General features: G+C 44.6%; 14 protein-coding genes. 9 read left to right on the forward strand and 5 right to left on the reverse strand.

What is annotated here, in order from left to right; all coding sequences use genetic code 11:
• Positions 1–51: 51 nt before the first annotated feature.
• The 6 genes from ABR189_RS13055 to ABR189_RS13080 all read left to right on the forward strand — a co-directional run bounded on the left by ABR189_RS13055 (position 52) and on the right by ABR189_RS13080 (position 7444).
• Entirely contained in the window at positions 52–795 is a 744-nt protein-coding gene (locus ABR189_RS13055; RefSeq protein ID WP_354660943.1) for a polyprenol monophosphomannose synthase, read from the forward strand.
• A gap of 82 nt (positions 796–877) precedes the next feature.
• On the forward strand, positions 878–1768 hold the full coding sequence (locus ABR189_RS13060) for a DMT family transporter (protein ID WP_354660944.1): 891 nt from the start codon (positions 878–880) through the stop codon (positions 1766–1768).
• 93 nt (positions 1769–1861) lie between these two features.
• Entirely contained in the window at positions 1862–4699 is a 2838-nt protein-coding gene (locus ABR189_RS13065; protein WP_354660945.1) for an alpha/beta hydrolase family protein, read from the forward strand.
• A gap of 570 nt (positions 4700–5269) precedes the next feature.
• On the forward strand, positions 5270–6112 hold the full coding sequence (locus ABR189_RS13070) for a helix-turn-helix domain-containing protein (protein ID WP_354660946.1): 843 nt from the start codon (positions 5270–5272) through the stop codon (positions 6110–6112).
• A gap of 138 nt (positions 6113–6250) precedes the next feature.
• Complete coding sequence (locus ABR189_RS13075; RefSeq protein WP_354660947.1) at positions 6251–6715, forward strand: GNAT family N-acetyltransferase; 465 nt, start codon at positions 6251–6253, stop codon at positions 6713–6715.
• A gap of 108 nt (positions 6716–6823) precedes the next feature.
• On the forward strand, positions 6824–7444 hold the full coding sequence (locus ABR189_RS13080) for a DUF4230 domain-containing protein (RefSeq protein WP_354660948.1): 621 nt from the start codon (positions 6824–6826) through the stop codon (positions 7442–7444).
• Between the two features lie 10 nt (positions 7445–7454).
• On the opposite strand, the gene ABR189_RS13085 is transcribed toward ABR189_RS13080, so the two are convergent.
• Positions 7455–8174: a hypothetical protein gene (locus tag ABR189_RS13085; protein WP_354660949.1), complete on the reverse strand. Its 720-nt coding sequence runs from the start codon at positions 8172–8174 to the stop codon at positions 7455–7457.
• Between the two features lie 248 nt (positions 8175–8422).
• Here ABR189_RS13085 and rbp point away from each other — a divergent pair, with 248 nt between their 5' ends.
• Positions 8423–8740, forward strand: coding sequence for an RNA-binding regulator (gene rbp, locus ABR189_RS13090; RefSeq protein ID WP_354660950.1), 318 nt, complete (start codon positions 8423–8425; stop codon positions 8738–8740).
• Between the two features lie 178 nt (positions 8741–8918).
• On the opposite strand, the gene ABR189_RS13095 is transcribed toward rbp, so the two are convergent.
• Both ABR189_RS13095 and ABR189_RS13100 read right to left on the reverse strand, forming a co-directional pair.
• The gene (locus tag ABR189_RS13095; RefSeq protein WP_354660951.1) at positions 8919–10262 is read right to left on the reverse strand and encodes a dihydrolipoamide acetyltransferase family protein; all 1344 of its coding nucleotides are present in this window, start codon (positions 10260–10262) and stop codon (positions 8919–8921) included.
• Between the two features lie 81 nt (positions 10263–10343).
• Positions 10344–11591, reverse strand: a complete 1248-nt coding sequence (locus tag ABR189_RS13100; RefSeq protein WP_354660952.1) for a CinA family nicotinamide mononucleotide deamidase-related protein — start codon at positions 11589–11591, stop codon at positions 10344–10346.
• A 121-nt stretch (positions 11592–11712) separates the two neighbouring features.
• Between ABR189_RS13100 and dacB the strand changes: the two genes are divergently transcribed.
• Positions 11713–13125 carry a D-alanyl-D-alanine carboxypeptidase/D-alanyl-D-alanine endopeptidase gene (gene dacB / locus ABR189_RS13105; RefSeq protein ID WP_354660953.1) on the forward strand — a complete coding sequence of 471 codons (1413 nt, stop codon included), beginning with the start codon at positions 11713–11715 and terminating at the stop codon, positions 13123–13125.
• Positions 13126–13443: 318 nt separating this feature from the next.
• On the opposite strand, the gene ABR189_RS13110 is transcribed toward dacB, so the two are convergent.
• Both ABR189_RS13110 and ABR189_RS13115 read right to left on the reverse strand, forming a co-directional pair.
• Entirely contained in the window at positions 13444–13854 is a 411-nt protein-coding gene (locus tag ABR189_RS13110; RefSeq protein ID WP_354660954.1) for an acyl-CoA thioesterase, read from the reverse strand.
• A 95-nt stretch (positions 13855–13949) separates the two neighbouring features.
• Complete coding sequence (locus tag ABR189_RS13115; RefSeq protein WP_354660955.1) at positions 13950–14357, reverse strand: DoxX family protein; 408 nt, start codon at positions 14355–14357, stop codon at positions 13950–13952.
• A gap of 238 nt (positions 14358–14595) precedes the next feature.
• On the opposite strand from ABR189_RS13115, the gene ABR189_RS13120 reads away from it, so the two are divergent.
• Entirely contained in the window at positions 14596–17676 is a 3081-nt protein-coding gene (locus ABR189_RS13120; protein ID WP_354660956.1) for a tetratricopeptide repeat protein, read from the forward strand.
• Positions 17677–17711 lie beyond the last annotated feature (35 nt).

The raw sequence follows: 17711 nt of genomic DNA on the forward strand, positions 1-17711 counted from the left end.
TCTTGCAACCGAAATACACTATTTTCGCAGTCCAAAAATTATATCAGCTGATTGGAAAAGCTTGTCATTATACCTACGTACAATGAAAAGGATAATATCCGCAATATCATTGACACGGTGTATTCCCTGCATCAGAATTTTCACATCCTTATAGTCGACGACGGCTCTCCGGATGGTACCGGTGCTATTGTCAAATCACTGCAATCAGTGTATCCCGGACAATTATTTCTGGAAGAAAGGAGCGGAAAGCAGGGACTGGGTACTGCGTATATACATGGTTTCAAATGGGCACTGGCAAAAGGCTATCAGTATATTTTTGAAATGGATGCCGATTTTTCACATAACCCCCAGGACCTGAACCGCCTTTATGAGGCCTGTTCCAGGGATGGTGCGGATGTGGCGGTAGGCTCCCGCTACGTAAAAGGTGGCAAAACAGAAAACTGGCCATGGGATCGTGCCGTGCTTTCCTACGGTGCTTCCGTATACGTACGGATGGTAACCTGGATACCCGTAAAAGATGCTACTGCCGGTTTTGTATGCTATAAAAATAATGTGTTGGAAGCCATTAACCTCGACACCATTCAGTTTGTTGGTTATGCTTTCCAGATAGAAATGAAATTTACCGCCTGGAAATTAGGCTTTAAAATTAAAGAAGTACCAATCACATTTAAAGACCGCAAGGAAGGATATTCCAAAATGAGCAAGGGTATTGTGAAAGAAGGGATTTTAGGAGTATTGAAAATCCAGTGGCAAAGCCTCTTCCGTAATTATACCCACAGGGTAAAAAATAACTAAAAGCTAACAGGTGAAATGACGGAAAACCGCTTTCACCTGTTACTTTTGCCTCCGCTCTTTTCCTCTCCGGAAAGCGCACATCATGAAAAAAGCATTTTTACAACTGCATTTATCCGTATTCCTGGCGGGCTTTACAGGCATTTTCGGCAAGTTGATCAACCTCGGCGAAGGACCACTGGTATGGTACCGGCTTGGCATCACTTCCTTTACATTATACTTATTGTTCCGTTTGCAGGGTACCCTCAAAAAACTGCACTGGAAACAAATCCTCCCCATTGCCGGCACCGGCATGATAGTGGCCCTCCACTGGATCTTTTTTTACGGTAGTATCAAATATGCCAACGTATCTATCGGCGTAATCTGCTTTTCCCTGACCAGCCTTTTTACGGCCATATTTGACCCGCTGATCACCCGGCGAAAGTTTGACGCAGTGGAACTGCTCCTCAGTGCACTTACCCTGTCTGGTATCCTCCTCATCTTTCATTTTGATTCTCAATACCGTACGGGCATCCTGCTGGGTATCATTTCTGCTATGTTTGCTGCCCTCTTTACTGTATTCAATAAAAGACTGATTAAAAAATATGATACCCGCACCATTACCTTTTATGAGCTGACCAGCGGCTTTCTGGGCCTTACCCTGCTCATGCCGGGTTACCTCTACCTGTTTCCGCAACCTTCCCTGCTCCCCTCTTTTACAGATAGTATCTACCTGCTCATCCTGGCATGGGCCTGCACCGTTTGCATGTACATGCTGTCTATGAATGCATTGAAGAAAATATCTGCCTTTACAGTAAATCTCTGCTTTAACCTGGAACCGGTATATAGCATCATACTGGCTTTTATCATTTTCCAGGAAAACAAAGAACTGAACCCGGCTTTCTACGGCGGACTGGGATGCATTATACTTTCTGTGGCCTTGCAAATGCTGCGGGTGGTTAAACAACACCGGACCAAAGTAGCAACACCGGCTTAAATACCTGTCCGGCCTTCACCGTTCATATAATCATCGGCTACTTAGCCCAGTTCCTGACGTTTATTCTGCGTGTCATTCCTTATTTTAGCACCTATGAGAACAACCATTACAGGAGTAGTTTTAACGGTAACTACGCTGCTTTCCTATGCGCAACAGCCTGCTAAAAAACCGTTGGACCATAGTGTATACGATAGCTGGCAGAGTATTGGCAGCAAAGTGATCAGCGAAAACGGACAATGGATAGCCTACACCGTTAATCCACAGGAAGGGGATGCCAGCCTGGTCATCTACAACCGCATCAACCAGCAACGGCTGGAAATTCCCAGAGGTGCCAACCCCGTCATTACTACGGATTCCAGAAACGTGATCTTCACCATCAAACCGCCGTACAAAGACACCCGCGAAGCCCGGATCAAAAAGAAAAAAGCAGCAGAGATGCCTAAAGATTCTATGGGCATTGTGACACTGGGCGGCACCAGCGTATGGAAGATCCCGGACGTAAAATCCTTTAAAACTCCTGCCAAAGGCAGCGGTACTATCGCCTACCTGCTGAATAAACCCAAAACAGATACGGCAGCCATTAAAAAAACACCGGTAAAAAGTACCAAAGATACCGACGCGGCTGATGATAACAGCACCTCTCCGGAAAGCACAGAAAGCGGAATACTGGTAATCCATTACCTGGAAACCGGCATTCAGGATACGATTAAAAACACCCTGGAATATACCTACAGCAAACCAGGCAATGCACTCCTCATAGAAATCGGCATAGACAAAAAAGATTCCTTATCCCGTAATGGGGTACTGCTCTGGCATACCGCTACCCGCAAAACAGATACCCTGAGCCGGGGCAGCGGCAGCTATAAACAGTTTGCTTTTGATGAAAAAGGCGAACAGGCTGCTTATTTTGCTACGCCCGACAGTGCCAAAGCTTCACAGCAGTTTTACCGCCTCCACTATTATAAACCCGGACAAGACAGCGCCTTTGTAGTGGCCGATAAAACTACCAGCGGTATTCCTGCGCAATGGACTATTAGTGCCAACAGCCTTATCTATTTCAGTAAAGATGGACAACGCCTGTTTTTTGGTACAGCACCTATACCGCCGGTAAAAGATACTAACCTGGTAGATTTTGAAGTGGCAAAAGTGGATATCTGGCATTACCAGGACGACTACCTGCAGCCTATGCAGCTAAAAAACGCCGACAAAGAGCTGAAAAGAAGCTATGCAGCCGTATATTACCCAGGTAACAAACGGGTGGTCCAACTGGCAGATAAAGACATGGAAAACGTGATCATAGCAGCAGAAGGAAACAGCAACTATGCACTTGGTTATACCGATAAAGGACAACGTATTCCGCTTCAATGGAAAGGCCGTACCCTTAAAACAGCGTTGCTGGTAAATGTAACGGATGGTACCCGCCATGTCATCAAAGAAAACCTGGATGGGAACTATTATATTTCTCCCAATGGTCAATACATCATCTGGTACGATCTGGGATTAAGGCAATGGTATAGCTATGAAAATGCAACCGGCACGATCCGTAACATGACTGCCGGTATTACCACAGCGCTCTATGATGAGGAAGATGATCATCCGGATGTACCGGAGCCTTACGGTCTGGCCGGATGGATGCAAAAAGACCGGTACGTATACATTTACGACCGTTATGATACCTGGCAGGTAGATCCTGCTGGTAAAGAAACTCCAAGAATGATCACCCAGGGAGCCGGGCGGGCTAATAAAACACGGATGCGCTATGTACGCCTCGATCCGGAAGAACGTTATTTTACCCCCGGTCAGGAATTACGCTTCAATGCTTACCAGGACAGCACCAAGTATAATGGCTTTTATGCCTTAAAACTCTCAGATAAAAAAAATGCCAAAGGCCCCCGCGTAATAACAATGGGACCATACAGCTATACCGATCTGCTGAAAGCCCGCAAGGCGGAAGTGTATCTCTTTAATAAAAGTAACTACCAGCTATCTCCCGACCTGTATGCAGGCCAGCAACTGGATAAGGCAGTAAAAATCAGTAGTATCAATCCCCAGCAAAAGGATTACAACTGGGGTACGGTGGAACTCTATAAATGGACCACCTTTAGTGGCAAACCTGCAGAAGGTATTTTATACAAACCTGAAAACTTTGATAGTACCCGGAAATACCCGATGCTCATCTACTTTTATGAGAAATTATCAGATGGCTTGTATAGTTATCAGCCACCTGCCCCTACTCCATCCAGGCTCAATATTTCATTTTTTGTAAGCCGGGGATACCTGGTCTTCGCACCAGACATTTCTTATGAAAATGGCCATCCGGGCAAAAGTGCGTACGACTATATTGTAAGTGGTGCGGAAGCCCTGGCTAAAAACAGCTGGGTGGATAGCAAAAACATGGGCATCCAGGGACAAAGCTGGGGAGGATACCAGGTGGCTTACCTGATTACACAAACCAACCTGTTCAAAGCTGCCTGGGCCGGAGCCCCCGTAGCCAATATGACCAGCGCCTACGGTGGTATACGCTGGGAAAGCGGGATGAACCGGCAATTTCAATATGAACATACCCAAAGCAGAATTGGCGGCACCTTGTGGGAAAAACCGGAGCTATACATCGAAAATTCCCCGCTTTTTGCATTGCCTAAAGTAAATACTCCCCTGGCTATTATGGCCAACGATGCCGATGGGGCAGTTCCCTGGTACCAGGGTATTGAGCTGTTTACAGGCCTCCGCCGCTTAGGTAAACCCGTATGGATGCTCAACTATAATAATGAAGCACATAACCTGATGCAACGGCAAAACCGTAAGGATATCCAACGCAGAGAACAACAGTTCTTTGATCACTTCCTGAAAGATGCCCCTGCCCCTCAATGGCTCAAATCCGGGGTACCTGCCACAGAAAAAGGGATCAACTGGGGATGGGATACCGAGTAGCCGCTACCCTGAAATGAATAAGAAACAATGAATATTAATTGATTACAAAGCATAGCCCGCCCTGGCGGGTTATGCTTTTTTTTGTCAAAACCAACTTTTGGCATTGGCGATTCCCCCCTTTAACGATCTCAACACGTATAATATATCTCTCTGCTCCTGAAAGACTTTCAGCTGGTTCCTCCAACCTTGAAGCATGGTTGAAGCATAGTTAAAGCATGGTTAAAGCATAGATAGAGTATGAAGAGTGCATGAAAGGCTATAAAACAGGGTATAGTAAAATCTACTATGGTACAATATTAACACACGTAAGAATAAATTACTTAAAATTTATCATTATCCAATCATCCACTGCATTAGGCTAAAAGCTAAGGGCGAAATGTTAATAGCTTACTGTATCCACTGCATTTTTAGCTCATCGCTCGGGGCCCATTGCTCGTAGCTTTTTCAATCAACTATTAAATATTTTATTATATGATTTTATTAACATATATTTACCAAACAATCACCCTTTAGAGATCCTATGTACCGGATAATGTTACTGATTATCCGGTAACACACAAATTAATGCCTATGAACTTCCAAATTTACGCTGCCAAGAGTACGCTGCATCCCTATGTAAAGCAATATTATTACTGGGAAGATGATGCACAGGGTAACATTCCCTTACCACAACACCTGTTTGCACTGGGAGATCAGTATATCATATTTCTTCAATCTGGTGAAGCTATCTGCAAACCGGCCAATCATGCTTCCTTTAGTTTGCCACCTGTTTCTGTAATAGGACATTTTACACATCCGGGGCAGTTGCAGCTGAACGGGCCGGTAAAAATGGTGGTAGTACAGTTAAATGCATATGGCTGTCACCGCCTTACAGGTATGAGCATGCATACCTTCACCAACTATTACCGCAACCTGTGCAAACACAATAACCAGTTGTGGCAACAATTGAGTAATACCTTATTTGAAGGGACCACACCGGATGAGATAGGTAGTATACTCGATACAGCATTGGAAAATGCCTTACAACAAAAAGCCTACCCATTAAAACAGGTAGATGATATAGCGGATTATGTGCAGCAACAAAACGGGATTGTAAGTATGGAAAGCCTCAGCGGCAAATATGGTATATCCCGGCCTACCCTGGAAAGAATGTTCATGGAAATCATTGGCATTCCTCCTCAGCTGTATGCCCGTATGATGCGCTTTAAAACCGCCATGCGCTCCTTACAGCAAATGAACTTCCGGCAGTGGCAAACTTCCCACTACAATTTTGGCTATTATAACCAGACACTTTTTATAAAAGATCACGTATTATTCAATGGGAAAACACCCGCTCCTGTCGAATCCGGGAGTGCTGCTATTGCACAGATGCCTATGCCTGATATGGCCATGCAGGTAGCGGTAGCTGGTTGATAAACGGAGGTTTCTTATTACTGGTGTGCTGATTGCAGTATCCTTTCAGATAGCAAAGGAATGCAACGGCACACCAGTTTTGCAATAGTATACTTCTACATATTATTTGGTATTTTAGAGTAGTCAACATTTTACCAAATGAATATACTGGAAGTACAGCAAGGCGATTTTACAATTTCTACGGATAAACAAAAACTGGATATAACACTTATCCATCAGTTCATTTCAAATACTTACTGGGCAAAAGATCTGCCTTTAAATATTATGGAAGATGCCATCCGCGGTTCCATGTGCTTTGGTATTTACCACCAGCACAAACAGGTAGGTTTTGCCCGGCTGATTACCGACATGGCTACGTTTGCTTATCTGGCAGATGTATTTGTAATACCGGAATACCGCGGACAGGGATTATCAAAATGGTTGATAAAAACAATCACAGAGCTGCCCGGCCTACAGCTACTCAGAAGATGGATGCTGGCTACTGCAGATGCGCACGGACTATACCAGCAGTTTGGATTTACACAGATTACTAACCCGGAACGTTTTATGCAGAAACATAACCCCGATATCTATACGCAATTAAAATCTTCCGGTAGCATATGAACCGGCCTGTAAATAGCATTGCTTACCATCAGTACCCGCTGCCATGATGATTGCAGGTACTCTTATAAGACCGGCATTGCTTTAAGAATTAATTATTAGCTTTCAGGTATGAAAAAATACATCGCCCTGTTATTTATCCTGATGCTGATTATCCTGGTTTTCTGGTTGGGAAAACGTTTTGGCAGTAAATCTGTAAGCCAGGAAATTATCACCAACAGCCTCATTGTAAAGGAAATCGCAGAACTGGCCAGCCTGGAAGTGCAGGGAGTGGCCAGCATCAAAAGGAGTAATATAGAAAGTAGTGGCGAATGGACCGACAATCTGAAAAAAGCATTTCTCGAAAATACCATCTGGGTATCTATCCCCTACCATGCCAAATATGGCGTTGATATCAACGAAAAAAACTTCCAGGTACAGGTAACCGACAAAAAAATCCTGGTACAACTTCCCCCTCCGCACCTGCTTAGCTATGAATTGAAGGTGGATAAAATGGAAACCTCCAATCGTAAAGGCTGGCTGCAGTTTCAGGATGATGAAACCTATACGGAAGTACAAAAAAAATTATACCAGACCTCCCGTGCACAACTGGAAAACAATCCCATGCACCTGCAGCAATCCCGTGAAAAAATACAAAAGATCATCGCACAGTATTATCAACCCTTTTTGCAGGATCACACACTGGAAGTAAAATTTGGAAACGAAGAAACGGCTAAAGTTAAATTACAGTAACCAGGTAGTATCAGGCTGCATTGACTGCAATGTATTTTACCAGGAATCTTTTGGCAATAGGTAATAATGTTTCATTTACCGGTACTACCAGGCTGGTTTCAATACTATAAACGGCAGGATTAGGCAGGTTGCTCCGCTGACGGATCAGCGTGGTTTTGATATTCTCACAGGTATTTACAACCCCCATCTTAAACGCATCCAGGTATTCCGTATGAATGCCGCGGTACTTTTCGTCATGACGCTCAAAAATAGTGAGCCGGTAAGCATATACCAGGGTATCCCGTTTCTGCCCGTCACATAATAGCAGATAACCTTCATGGGTGTCCAGCGGGATCAGCCCCACCGGTGAAATACTTAGCTTGTCCTCTATATACTCATAGATTTCCGTGCCTTCCTTGATGGTACGGTTCATCTTCTCCAGCGAATAAAGCATAATACTTTCCAGCTCCTGCATCAGTTCATCATCTGCTATGATCTGCTCATAAAGCAACTGCAACTTTTCAATGTTGACCGCCGTGAGCCGCTTGGGAAATTGCTGCTGTAAAAACTGCTTATTCTCTTTGAAAGCAATGAGATTGTTATAGTGGAAAATAACATCAGCCAGCTGGGGATAGAGCATATTTTCGTTGAAGTACCGGTTCACTTCCTGCAAATAGGCCAACAAAGTATATTTCTTCAGCTCAAAGTCTATATAACCGTCTGCAAACCATGTTTCGCTGAGCTTACCCATAAAATTAAAGTTTAATGGATCATATCTTGAATTTACGAAAAAAGTATAATTATGGATGTCAATATTTCATTAATTTATGCTATCTGAAAGGGTTCCCAAACAAGGTTAAATGATTCACTTACAGGCCTTTACCCTACCTACCCCCTCCCCCGTAAAGAATTTTGCCAAAATATTTCACTCCCTACTTTTTTATTACATTAAATTTCCTAACTTCAATATTATTTTTCATTTTTTTAATTTCAGTTATCATGAACATTTACGTAGCCAACCTTCACTACAGGTTGAACGATGAAGATCTTCATCAGATTTTCAGCGAATTTGGAGAGGTTACCTCCGCTAAAGTTATCAAAGACCACGAAACCGGCCGCTCACGTGGTTTTGGCTTTGTGGAAATGCCTAATCAGGAAGAAGGCGCTAAGGCGATGGATAGTTTGAATGGCAGCGAAATAGAAGGTAAGCAATTAATGGTAAACGAAGCAAGACCCAAACAACCGAACAATAATTTCAAAGGTGGAGGTGGTAACCGTGGTGGCGGTGGATACGGCTCCCGTGATCGTCGTTACTAATGCTGTTGGCCTTTATCTTATTTCCGGTCAAAAAAATTGGAGGTTGTGTCTGTTAAGGATACAACCTCTTTTTATTTAAGCCCACCCCGCTTTCCCCATCTCCCCCTGTTATCCGCAGGTACAAAAATAAAAGGCTGACCATTACAGCCAGCCTTGCTATATGAATAACGTTGGTTAATCAATATTCTTTCTGAGGATCAAAATGCTCCAGTTCCTGTGCTACTGCGCTCAGGAAAGTAGAACCTAATGCGCCGTCTACAATACGGTGGTCATACGACATAGACAGATACATCATATGACGGATAGCAATAGCATCTCCTTCTGAGGTTTCTATTACAACCGGACGCTTTTTGATAGCACCTACCGCCAGGATAGCTACCTGGGGCTGGTTAATAATAGGTGTGCCCATAATGCTGCCAAAAGTACCTACGTTGGTAAGCGTAAAAGTACCACTCTGGGTATCTTCCGGCTTCAGTTTATTTTGACGTGCTGCATTGGCCAGGTGATTCACCTGTTTGGTAAGCCCTACCAGGTTAAGCATATCTGCATTCCGGATCACCGGTACAATCAGGTTACCGCTTGGCAATGCCGTAGCCATGCCAATATTGATATCTTTTTTCAGAATGATCTTATCTCCGTCCAGGGAACAATTGATCAGGGGGAACTTTTTCAGACATTTCACCACTGCTTCAATAAACAGGGGGGTAAAGGTGAGTTTCTCTCCTTCCCGCTTTTCAAAATCCTTTTTGATCCGGTCACGCCATTTCACCATATTGGTCACATCGGCTTCGGAAAAACTGGTTACATGCGGGCTGGTATGCTTGCTATGTACCATATGGTTGGCGATCAGCTTACGCATACGGTCCATTTCAATAATTTCCACATTGCCATTATAAGCAGGAGAAGCAATAGTAGTTACTTCCTGGTTTTTGGCCGGCGTAGCAGCACTCTTTGCAGGAGCCACTACTTCCGCAGCGGTAACCACTTCTACATTGCCCTGCCTGCGTGCTTCCACATAAGCCAGGATATCCTTTTTGGTCACTCTGCCATCATTACCACTACCAGGCAATTTTTCCAGTTCGGCAAAGCTGATCCCTTCTTGCTGGGCTATAGTGAGCACCAGCGGGGAATAAAAGCGGGGACCGGTGCCTGTGCTCTTTTCTGCTTCCTGTGCCACCGGGGCGGCAGCTGCACTGTGAGCTGCGGGAGCAGCGGTTTCAAACTTCGGAGCTGCTGCCGGAGCAGGAAGTGCTGCAGGAATAGTTTCTGCAGGTGCGTCCGCATTGGTGTTAATACGTGCTATCACAGTACCCACAGATACCACATCATTTTCAGCAAACAGTATCTCGGTAATCTCGCCTTCTGCAATGGAGGGCACTTCACTATCCACTTTATCCGTAGCAATTTCCAGCACCGTTTCATCCACTTTTACATGATCTCCGGGCTTTTTATGCCAGCGCAATATGGTGGCTTCCATTATACTTTCCCCCATTTTAGGCATTACCAGTTCTACAATGGCCATAAGATTGATTTAAGCTTTAGTCGCGACAAAAATAAGGGAAAAATATATGCGAATGAGTAAACGCATACCTCAACTTCCCTTTTACGTGTTCATCAACTTCCGCAGTTCATTCATTGCGTAAATAGCAGTCATCTGAATATTCCGGTCGCGGTCATACCGGAAATGATGCCTTGTGGTACGTATCTCTTCCCGGCTCCCCACAGCTATCCATACCGTACCGGTTGGCTTATCCGGTGTTCCGCCATCAGGCCCCATAATACCGGACACTGCCATCACGTAGTCTGTTTCCAGCAATTGCAATGCCCCGGTAGCCATTTCCCGCACCGTTTGTTCACTTACCGCACCATAAGTGTCCAGCGTAGCGGCCTTTACACCTAATAATTTCATTTTCATCTCATTGGCGTACGTCACCACACTTCCCTTGAAATAGGCCGAACTACCGGGTACAGCCGTAATACTGCTGGCAATATATCCGCCGGTACAGCTTTCTGCAGTACCCACTGTTTTTCCCTGCTTCTGCAGGATACGCCCCAATACCTCTCCCATCACAATATCCTGGTCGGCTACAGTGATATCCGGTAAGATGCTTTTCAGCAATTGAAAATGACCCGACAACTCCGCTGCCAGGGAAATCTTATCCTTTCCCAGGGCCGTTAAACGCAATTTCAACAGGGCATAACTGGGCAGGTAAGCCAGCTTGATATGGGCAGGCAACTGCTTTTCAAAATCCATCAGCCGCTCCGCTATAAATGATTCTCCCATGCCAGAGGTAAGCAACGTTTGATGCACTACCGCCGGTGTTTCAAAATATTCCTGCAGCCGGGGCAATACATAACTTTCCATCATACCTTTCATTTCATGCGGCACACCTGGCATAGAAACGTATATTTTCCCATCCTTTTCAAACCACATGCCCGGTGCAGTTCCCCGGTCATTTAAAATGGGGGTACAGGCTTCCGGTACCATCGCCTGGTCTACATTCCTTTGTAAAACAGGTAATCCCCTGCTCTCAAAAATGTGCATCACATTTTTCAGGGCATCCGGGTTTTGTACCAGCCCCCCGCCAAAATATTCACACAAGGTAGGTTTGGTAATATCATCTGCAGTAGGCCCCAACCCGCCGGTAATCAGCACAATATCCGACACCGCCGCTTCCTCTGCCATCGTTTCCAGGATATCTTCCTTTACATCCCCAATGGCTACACGGCGGTGTACCCAGATTCCCAGGGCATTCAGTTCCTGCGCCATCCAGGCCGAATTTGTGTCTATGGTCTGGCCTATCAGTAATTCATCTCCAATGGTAATAATGCTTACGGTGACTTTTTTCACGTGCTTATGATTTGGAATAAGGAATAAAATTACGATGCTTACACCAATTTCTGATGAGGCTTCCCATGATCCCATCATTTAAGGCTTGAAAGTCCATCGGGGATACACTACCTTGCATGCCATGAAAAAATACCTGTTATTGGGATGCTGCTGCCTGATAGGTAGTCACCTGTATGCACAGACATTGCCACAGCAAGCGCAAACAGCTTTGCAATCTTTGTCAAAAGATGCCCAGCTGAAATATGCCAGCTACGCACTGAGTGTATTAAATGCCAAAACAGGAGAAAAGATCTTTTCTGTAAATGAAGACATGGGACTCGCGCCCGCTTCCTGCCTGAAAACAATTACAGCAGCTACAGCTTTAAGTCTTTTAGGTACCCATTATCAATATAAAACCCAGTTGGCATACGATGGTAGTATCAATGCAGCGGGTGTATTAGAGGGCAACCTCGTGATCAAAGGAGCGGGAGATCCCTCTTTAGGCAGCCCCCGCTACCAGGTGGCTACAGAAAGTGCAGTATTGCAAAGCTGGATGGCTGCCATCAAAAAAGCAGGTATTAAGAAAATTACGGGTAAAATCGTCGGGGACGACCGTATTTTTGACACCCAAACCCTCCCTGATGGCTGGATCTGGCAGGACATGGGCAACTACTATGGTGCCGGAACAGCTGGCCTCAGCTGGCGCGAAAACCAATTTGACCTGCTGCTCAAACCAGGGGGAAAAACCGGCGATGTGGTAACCCTGACGGGCACACGTCCCAGCCTTCCCTACCTCACCATCACCAACGAATTAACAACAGGCCCTGCTGGTTCCGGGGATCAGGCTTATATATATTTGCCTCCTTTTGCCAACCTGGCCTATCTGAGAGGTACCGTAGGACTGGATGAAAAGAATTTCTCGATCTCAGGCGCTATCCCAGACCCTGCTTTTGAATGTGCTTTCCGCGTGGAACAGGCGCTACAGGAAGCGGGCATTGCCAACAATGGTGCTACCACTGTCCGGCTCCTGCGCCAAAACAACCAACGCCTGCCTCAACAAACCATCTCCCTTTATACTACGCTTTCTCCATCACTGGATAAACTCATTTATTGGTTCCTTAAAAAGAGTATTAACCTGTATGGGGAACATTTTGTAAAAACCCTCGCCTCCCAGCAATCCGAAAATGTATCTACTGCCGCCGGGGTACGTATTATCCGTCAGCACTGGCAACAGGCAGGGATAGATAGTAATGCACTGAATATCATGGATGGTAGCGGGTTATCACCGGCCAACAGGGTCACTACGGCAGCACTGGCTAAAGTGTTGTTCCTGGCCCAGAAAGAAAAATGGTTTGCTGCTTATTTTGAAGCACTTCCTGAGATGAATGGTATTAAAATGAAAGACGGATATATCAGTAATGTACGGGCTTATGCCGGTTATATTACCCCTAAACAGGGGCCTCCGCTGGTTTTTGCTTTTATGGTGAATAACTTCAATGGCTCCCCAGGTACGGTACGGCAAAAAATGTGGAAGGTGCTGGATGGCCTGAAGTAATCGGTATCCCTATCTCCGGGTTTTACAGATTTACGCTTTGTAATGCAATAATCTGTAAATTGCAGCTGACTCATCTTCTGTTAAAACCACGCATTTAAAACAAAATTTGTTGCTATCCCTTAGCGCGGCACCTACACCACTTCTTATTATATAAGAAGGTTACTAACTTATTATTTACCCCATCAAATCCAAGTAATCATGACCAGGAAATTTTTCTTCTTCCTCATAGGTAGCCTGTTATTGGTCATTCTGGTACTATGTTTTAAAGCCTTTTTTCCTTCCAAATAGCATCATACTCCTTGTAAATCAGGAAGTTGATTACTTAAAAAAGGGCTCCAGCCGCTCTTTTAATGCTGCCGGCAATGCTGTTTTCTGTTTCGTTTGCACATCAATAAAGGCCAGTGTGGTTACCCCCACATTCAATAACTCTCCTTTCTCATTATACAATTCCGTATGAAATTGTATCTTATGATTTACCGGAAGCACCTTCAGTATAGTCTTTACTGTTAGCAAATCATCATAAAATGCAGGGCGGTAATACTTTATGTTCAGTTCTGCCACCGGCATAATCACCCCCTGCTCTTCCAGCTCACGATAAGTAAAGCCCAGCTCACGGATGGCTTCTGCCCTGCCCACTTCATAATACAAGGCATAATTACCATAATACAAATATCCCATCTGGTCGGTTTCACCGTAACGCACCCTTATTGCAGTATTGCTTATAAACATCTTGCTAACTTTAGTCTAAAATACTGTTTTTCTAATGATGAATAGCTCCGAAACAGCGCTATTCCATTGATCCGCAGCCCATTACCCTGCAATACTTATTTACTCAGTAAACCGTCAATGGATACACGGCCTGGGCCGGTAAACAGGATGGCTACAAAAGATGCCAGGAACAAAGCTGGTAATTCTATTTTATTAACCGGATCACCGGCATGAATCATAAATATCACCACACTCATACAAATAATCAATGGTACACTGGCCAAACGGGTAAGCAGCCCCAATATGATAAATACGGAACAAAACACCTCAGCAAATACCACCATCCCCAGAGAGGCTGTTTTACCAACATGTAAAGGATCCGAAAAGGAGTTCACCCTGGAAGGAAAATTTATTAACTTGGGCCATCCATGCGTTAGCATCATACCGCCCATCACTAATCTTAGCACTAACATGGATAAACTTACGGACCAGGAAGTGTACTTTGCAGAGAACAGTTTTCTCATAGAATTAGAACTGGTTTGATTCTTGTATATAAATGCGACGCTAAGATAGGAGAATACGCTATGTTGATAATGCGGAGTTATCCACATTAATGGGAAAAGCAATCAATGAAAAAAAATTATAAACTTTTATATTTGCCCAGTTTGTGACTCCAGGAAATATATTGTATAAGGCCTGAATGGAAAATATTTCCGTTCAGGATTCGTTTTAAACGCATATTTAAGAATTAACAGGTAGCGCATGCAATTCATAAGAAAAATATTTGTTCCCGGACAGCTGTATTTATCCCTGCTGGCTTTTGCCGGCACTGGTATCGTAGCAATACCAGCAGCCCAGGCGCAGCAAACACGGGTATATACAGAACCGGATAAAGTTTTTAAAGAAGCGCAGCACTTTTTCCAACAAGGAAAATATGCTGTTTCTATGCAGCTTTTCAGACAAACCATCGATAATATTGATTATTTCCAGGAAACAAACCGTGACCTGGTAAAAGCAGATGCTCACTACTATTACACTGTTTGTGCGCTGATCCTCAAACAGGAAAACGCAGAAAAACTCGCGCTCGACTACCTCAAACGCTTTAATAATGGCCCACGGGAACAACTGGTTAGCTATCAGCTGGCCAGATACTACTTCCATCAGAATAAGCTGAAAGAAGCAATTCCGTACTACGAAAATGCCAGTATTGACAATTTATCCAATTCTCAGATCGCTGATGCTAAATTTGAACTGGCCTACTGCTACTTCAATGTAAAAGACTTTCAGAAAGCACAGCCCCTGTTTGCTTCCATCAAGGAAATACAAGGTAAATACTACATCCCGGCTAATTACTACTACGGTTTTATCGCCTATTACAATAAACAGCATAATGAAGCGCTTACCAGCTTTCAACGGGTGGTAAATGAACCTAAATACAGCTCTGTAGTACCTTACTATATCGCGGAAATCTACTATTTCCAGAAAAAACGGGATGAACTGATTGCCTACGCGGAACCTATCCTGAAAAAAGGCGGCTTCTATTATGAAGCAGAACTGAAACAACTGCTGGGACAAGCCTACTTTGAGAAAAATGAGTACAAAAAAGCATTGCCCTACCTTCAGGAATACCAGGACAATACCGATGACCTCCGCAATGAAGATGTATACCAGCTTTCTTATGCATATTACCAGACCGGTAATCTGAATAAAGCCATCAGCGGTTTTAAACAACTGAGCAGTGCAAAGGATTCCCTGGGACAAAACTCTATGTACCTGCTGGGCGACTGCTACCTGCGTACCGGTCAGAAAGCCAATGCACGTAATGCCTTCGCTTTTTGTGCCCGTAACAGCTCTAATCCCAAACAACAGGAGATTTCCCGCTTCAACTACGGCAAACTCTCCTACGAACTGGGCTACCAGGATGCAGCGGTAACGGAACTGACCACCTTTGTAGCCTCTTATCCGCAATCCGAATATAACAAGGAAGCCAGGGAAATACTGGTGAACCTGTTTATGAATACCAATAACTACAAAGATGCGGTGGCAACCATTGAAATGATTCCGGAAAAAACACCGGCAGTACTGAAAGCCTACCAGAAAGTGGCTTATGGCCGTGCTACCCAGCTGATCAATGACCAGCAACTGGCCGAAGCAGAACGTTTACTGGATATTGCGATCAACAACCCTTATGATGCACAGATCAAACAACTGGCCCATTTCTGGAAAGCAGAAATAGCCCTGCGCCAGAATAAAACAGATAATGCTATCAGCAACCTGACGGCCTATCTCAACACCAACCCACCATCTTCCGGTGAGGCCAATGCGCAAACAGCCAGCTACAACCTGGGCTATAGCCTGCTGAAAAAAGAAAAATACACAGAAGCCCTCCAGCATTTTGAAGCGGCACAAAGAGCCAGCGGGCCTAATGCACAACGTATCACCAACGATGCAGTACTGCGCAGCGCCGACTGTTATTATATGCTCCGCGACTTTCCCAAAGCCATCGCTTTGTACGACCGGATCATTGCCAATAATGAACCCGGCTCCGATTACGCTACCTACCAGAAAAGTATTGTACTCGGTATCCAGGGTAAACATGGCGAAAAACTGAACCTGCTAAAACAACTGGGTAATAAATTCCCGGCCTCCAACTTTAATAACGATGCAGATTTTGAAATAGCCAACACTTACCTGTCGGACGAAAAATATACGGCTGCTATTCCTTTCCTGGAAAATGTACTCCGCAAACAGCCTAATGGTCCTAATGCTCCAAGGGCATTGCTGAAATTGGGACTGTGCTATTTTAATACCGACAACGACAGCAAGGCATTGTCCTACTACCGGCAGGTGGTAGAAAAATTCCCCAGCTCTCCGGAATCCGGCGAAGCGTTGCAAAGCATCAAGAGCATTTATGTAAACCAGGGTAAAACAGATGATTACCTGGCTTTCCTGAAAGCTACCGGCAAAACAGTTTCTGCTTCTGCAGAAGACTCCCTGGCATATGCTGCGGCAGAGGCGAAGTTTACCAGTGGCGACTGTGGTGCTGCTACCGGTGCCTTTAACAATTACTTGCAAAAGTTCCCTAACGGACAGTTCGTACTGCCTGCTTATTTCTATAAAGCAGAATGTGCTTATAACAATAAAGACTACACGACTGCCTTACCTGCCTACGAGCTGGTATTATCAAAAAGCAACAGCCTTTATGCAGAACGTTCTGCACTCCAGGCGGCCAATATCAATTACCTGCAGGTAAAGAATTATGAAAAAGCCCGCACCTATTATCTGCAGCTGCAGGACTTATCCACCAGCAAGGAAAATACGATGACGGCCACCCGCGGATTATTACGCAGCAACTACCAGCTACAACACTGGGATGAAGTGACTAATTATGCGGAAATGTTATTGTCCAGTGCTAATATCAGTACAGATGACCAGATCATCGGTCATTTTTACCTGGGTAAAGCCTTACAGGCAGCTAATCAATATCCGGAAGCTATTGCAGAATATAAAATCGTAGCCGGCCTTACCAAATCTGAAACCGGTGCAGAAGCCCGTTATAATATTGCGGCTTCCTACCTGGCCCAGAATGAGCTGGATGCGGCAGAAAAAGCAGGCTTTGATGTTATCAAAAACACACCTTCCTATCAAACCTGGATGGCTAAATCCTATATTTTACTGGGAGATGTGTATGCACGTCAAAAAGACTATTTCAATGCCAAAGCTACTTACCAGAGTATCGCAGAAAACTGCCCTATTCCGGAACTGAAGCAGGAAGCAAAAGAAAAGCTGGCAAAAGCTGAAGCAGAGGAAAAAGCGGCGGCTAAAAAACCGAAAACAAAATAAAGTGATACAGGGAGGTTCATCGCCTCTCCCGTATA

It is taken from the genome of Chitinophaga sp. H8 (assembly GCF_040567655.1).
In the GTDB taxonomy this organism is placed as follows: Bacteria; Bacteroidota; Bacteroidia; order Chitinophagales; family Chitinophagaceae; genus Chitinophaga; species Chitinophaga defluvii.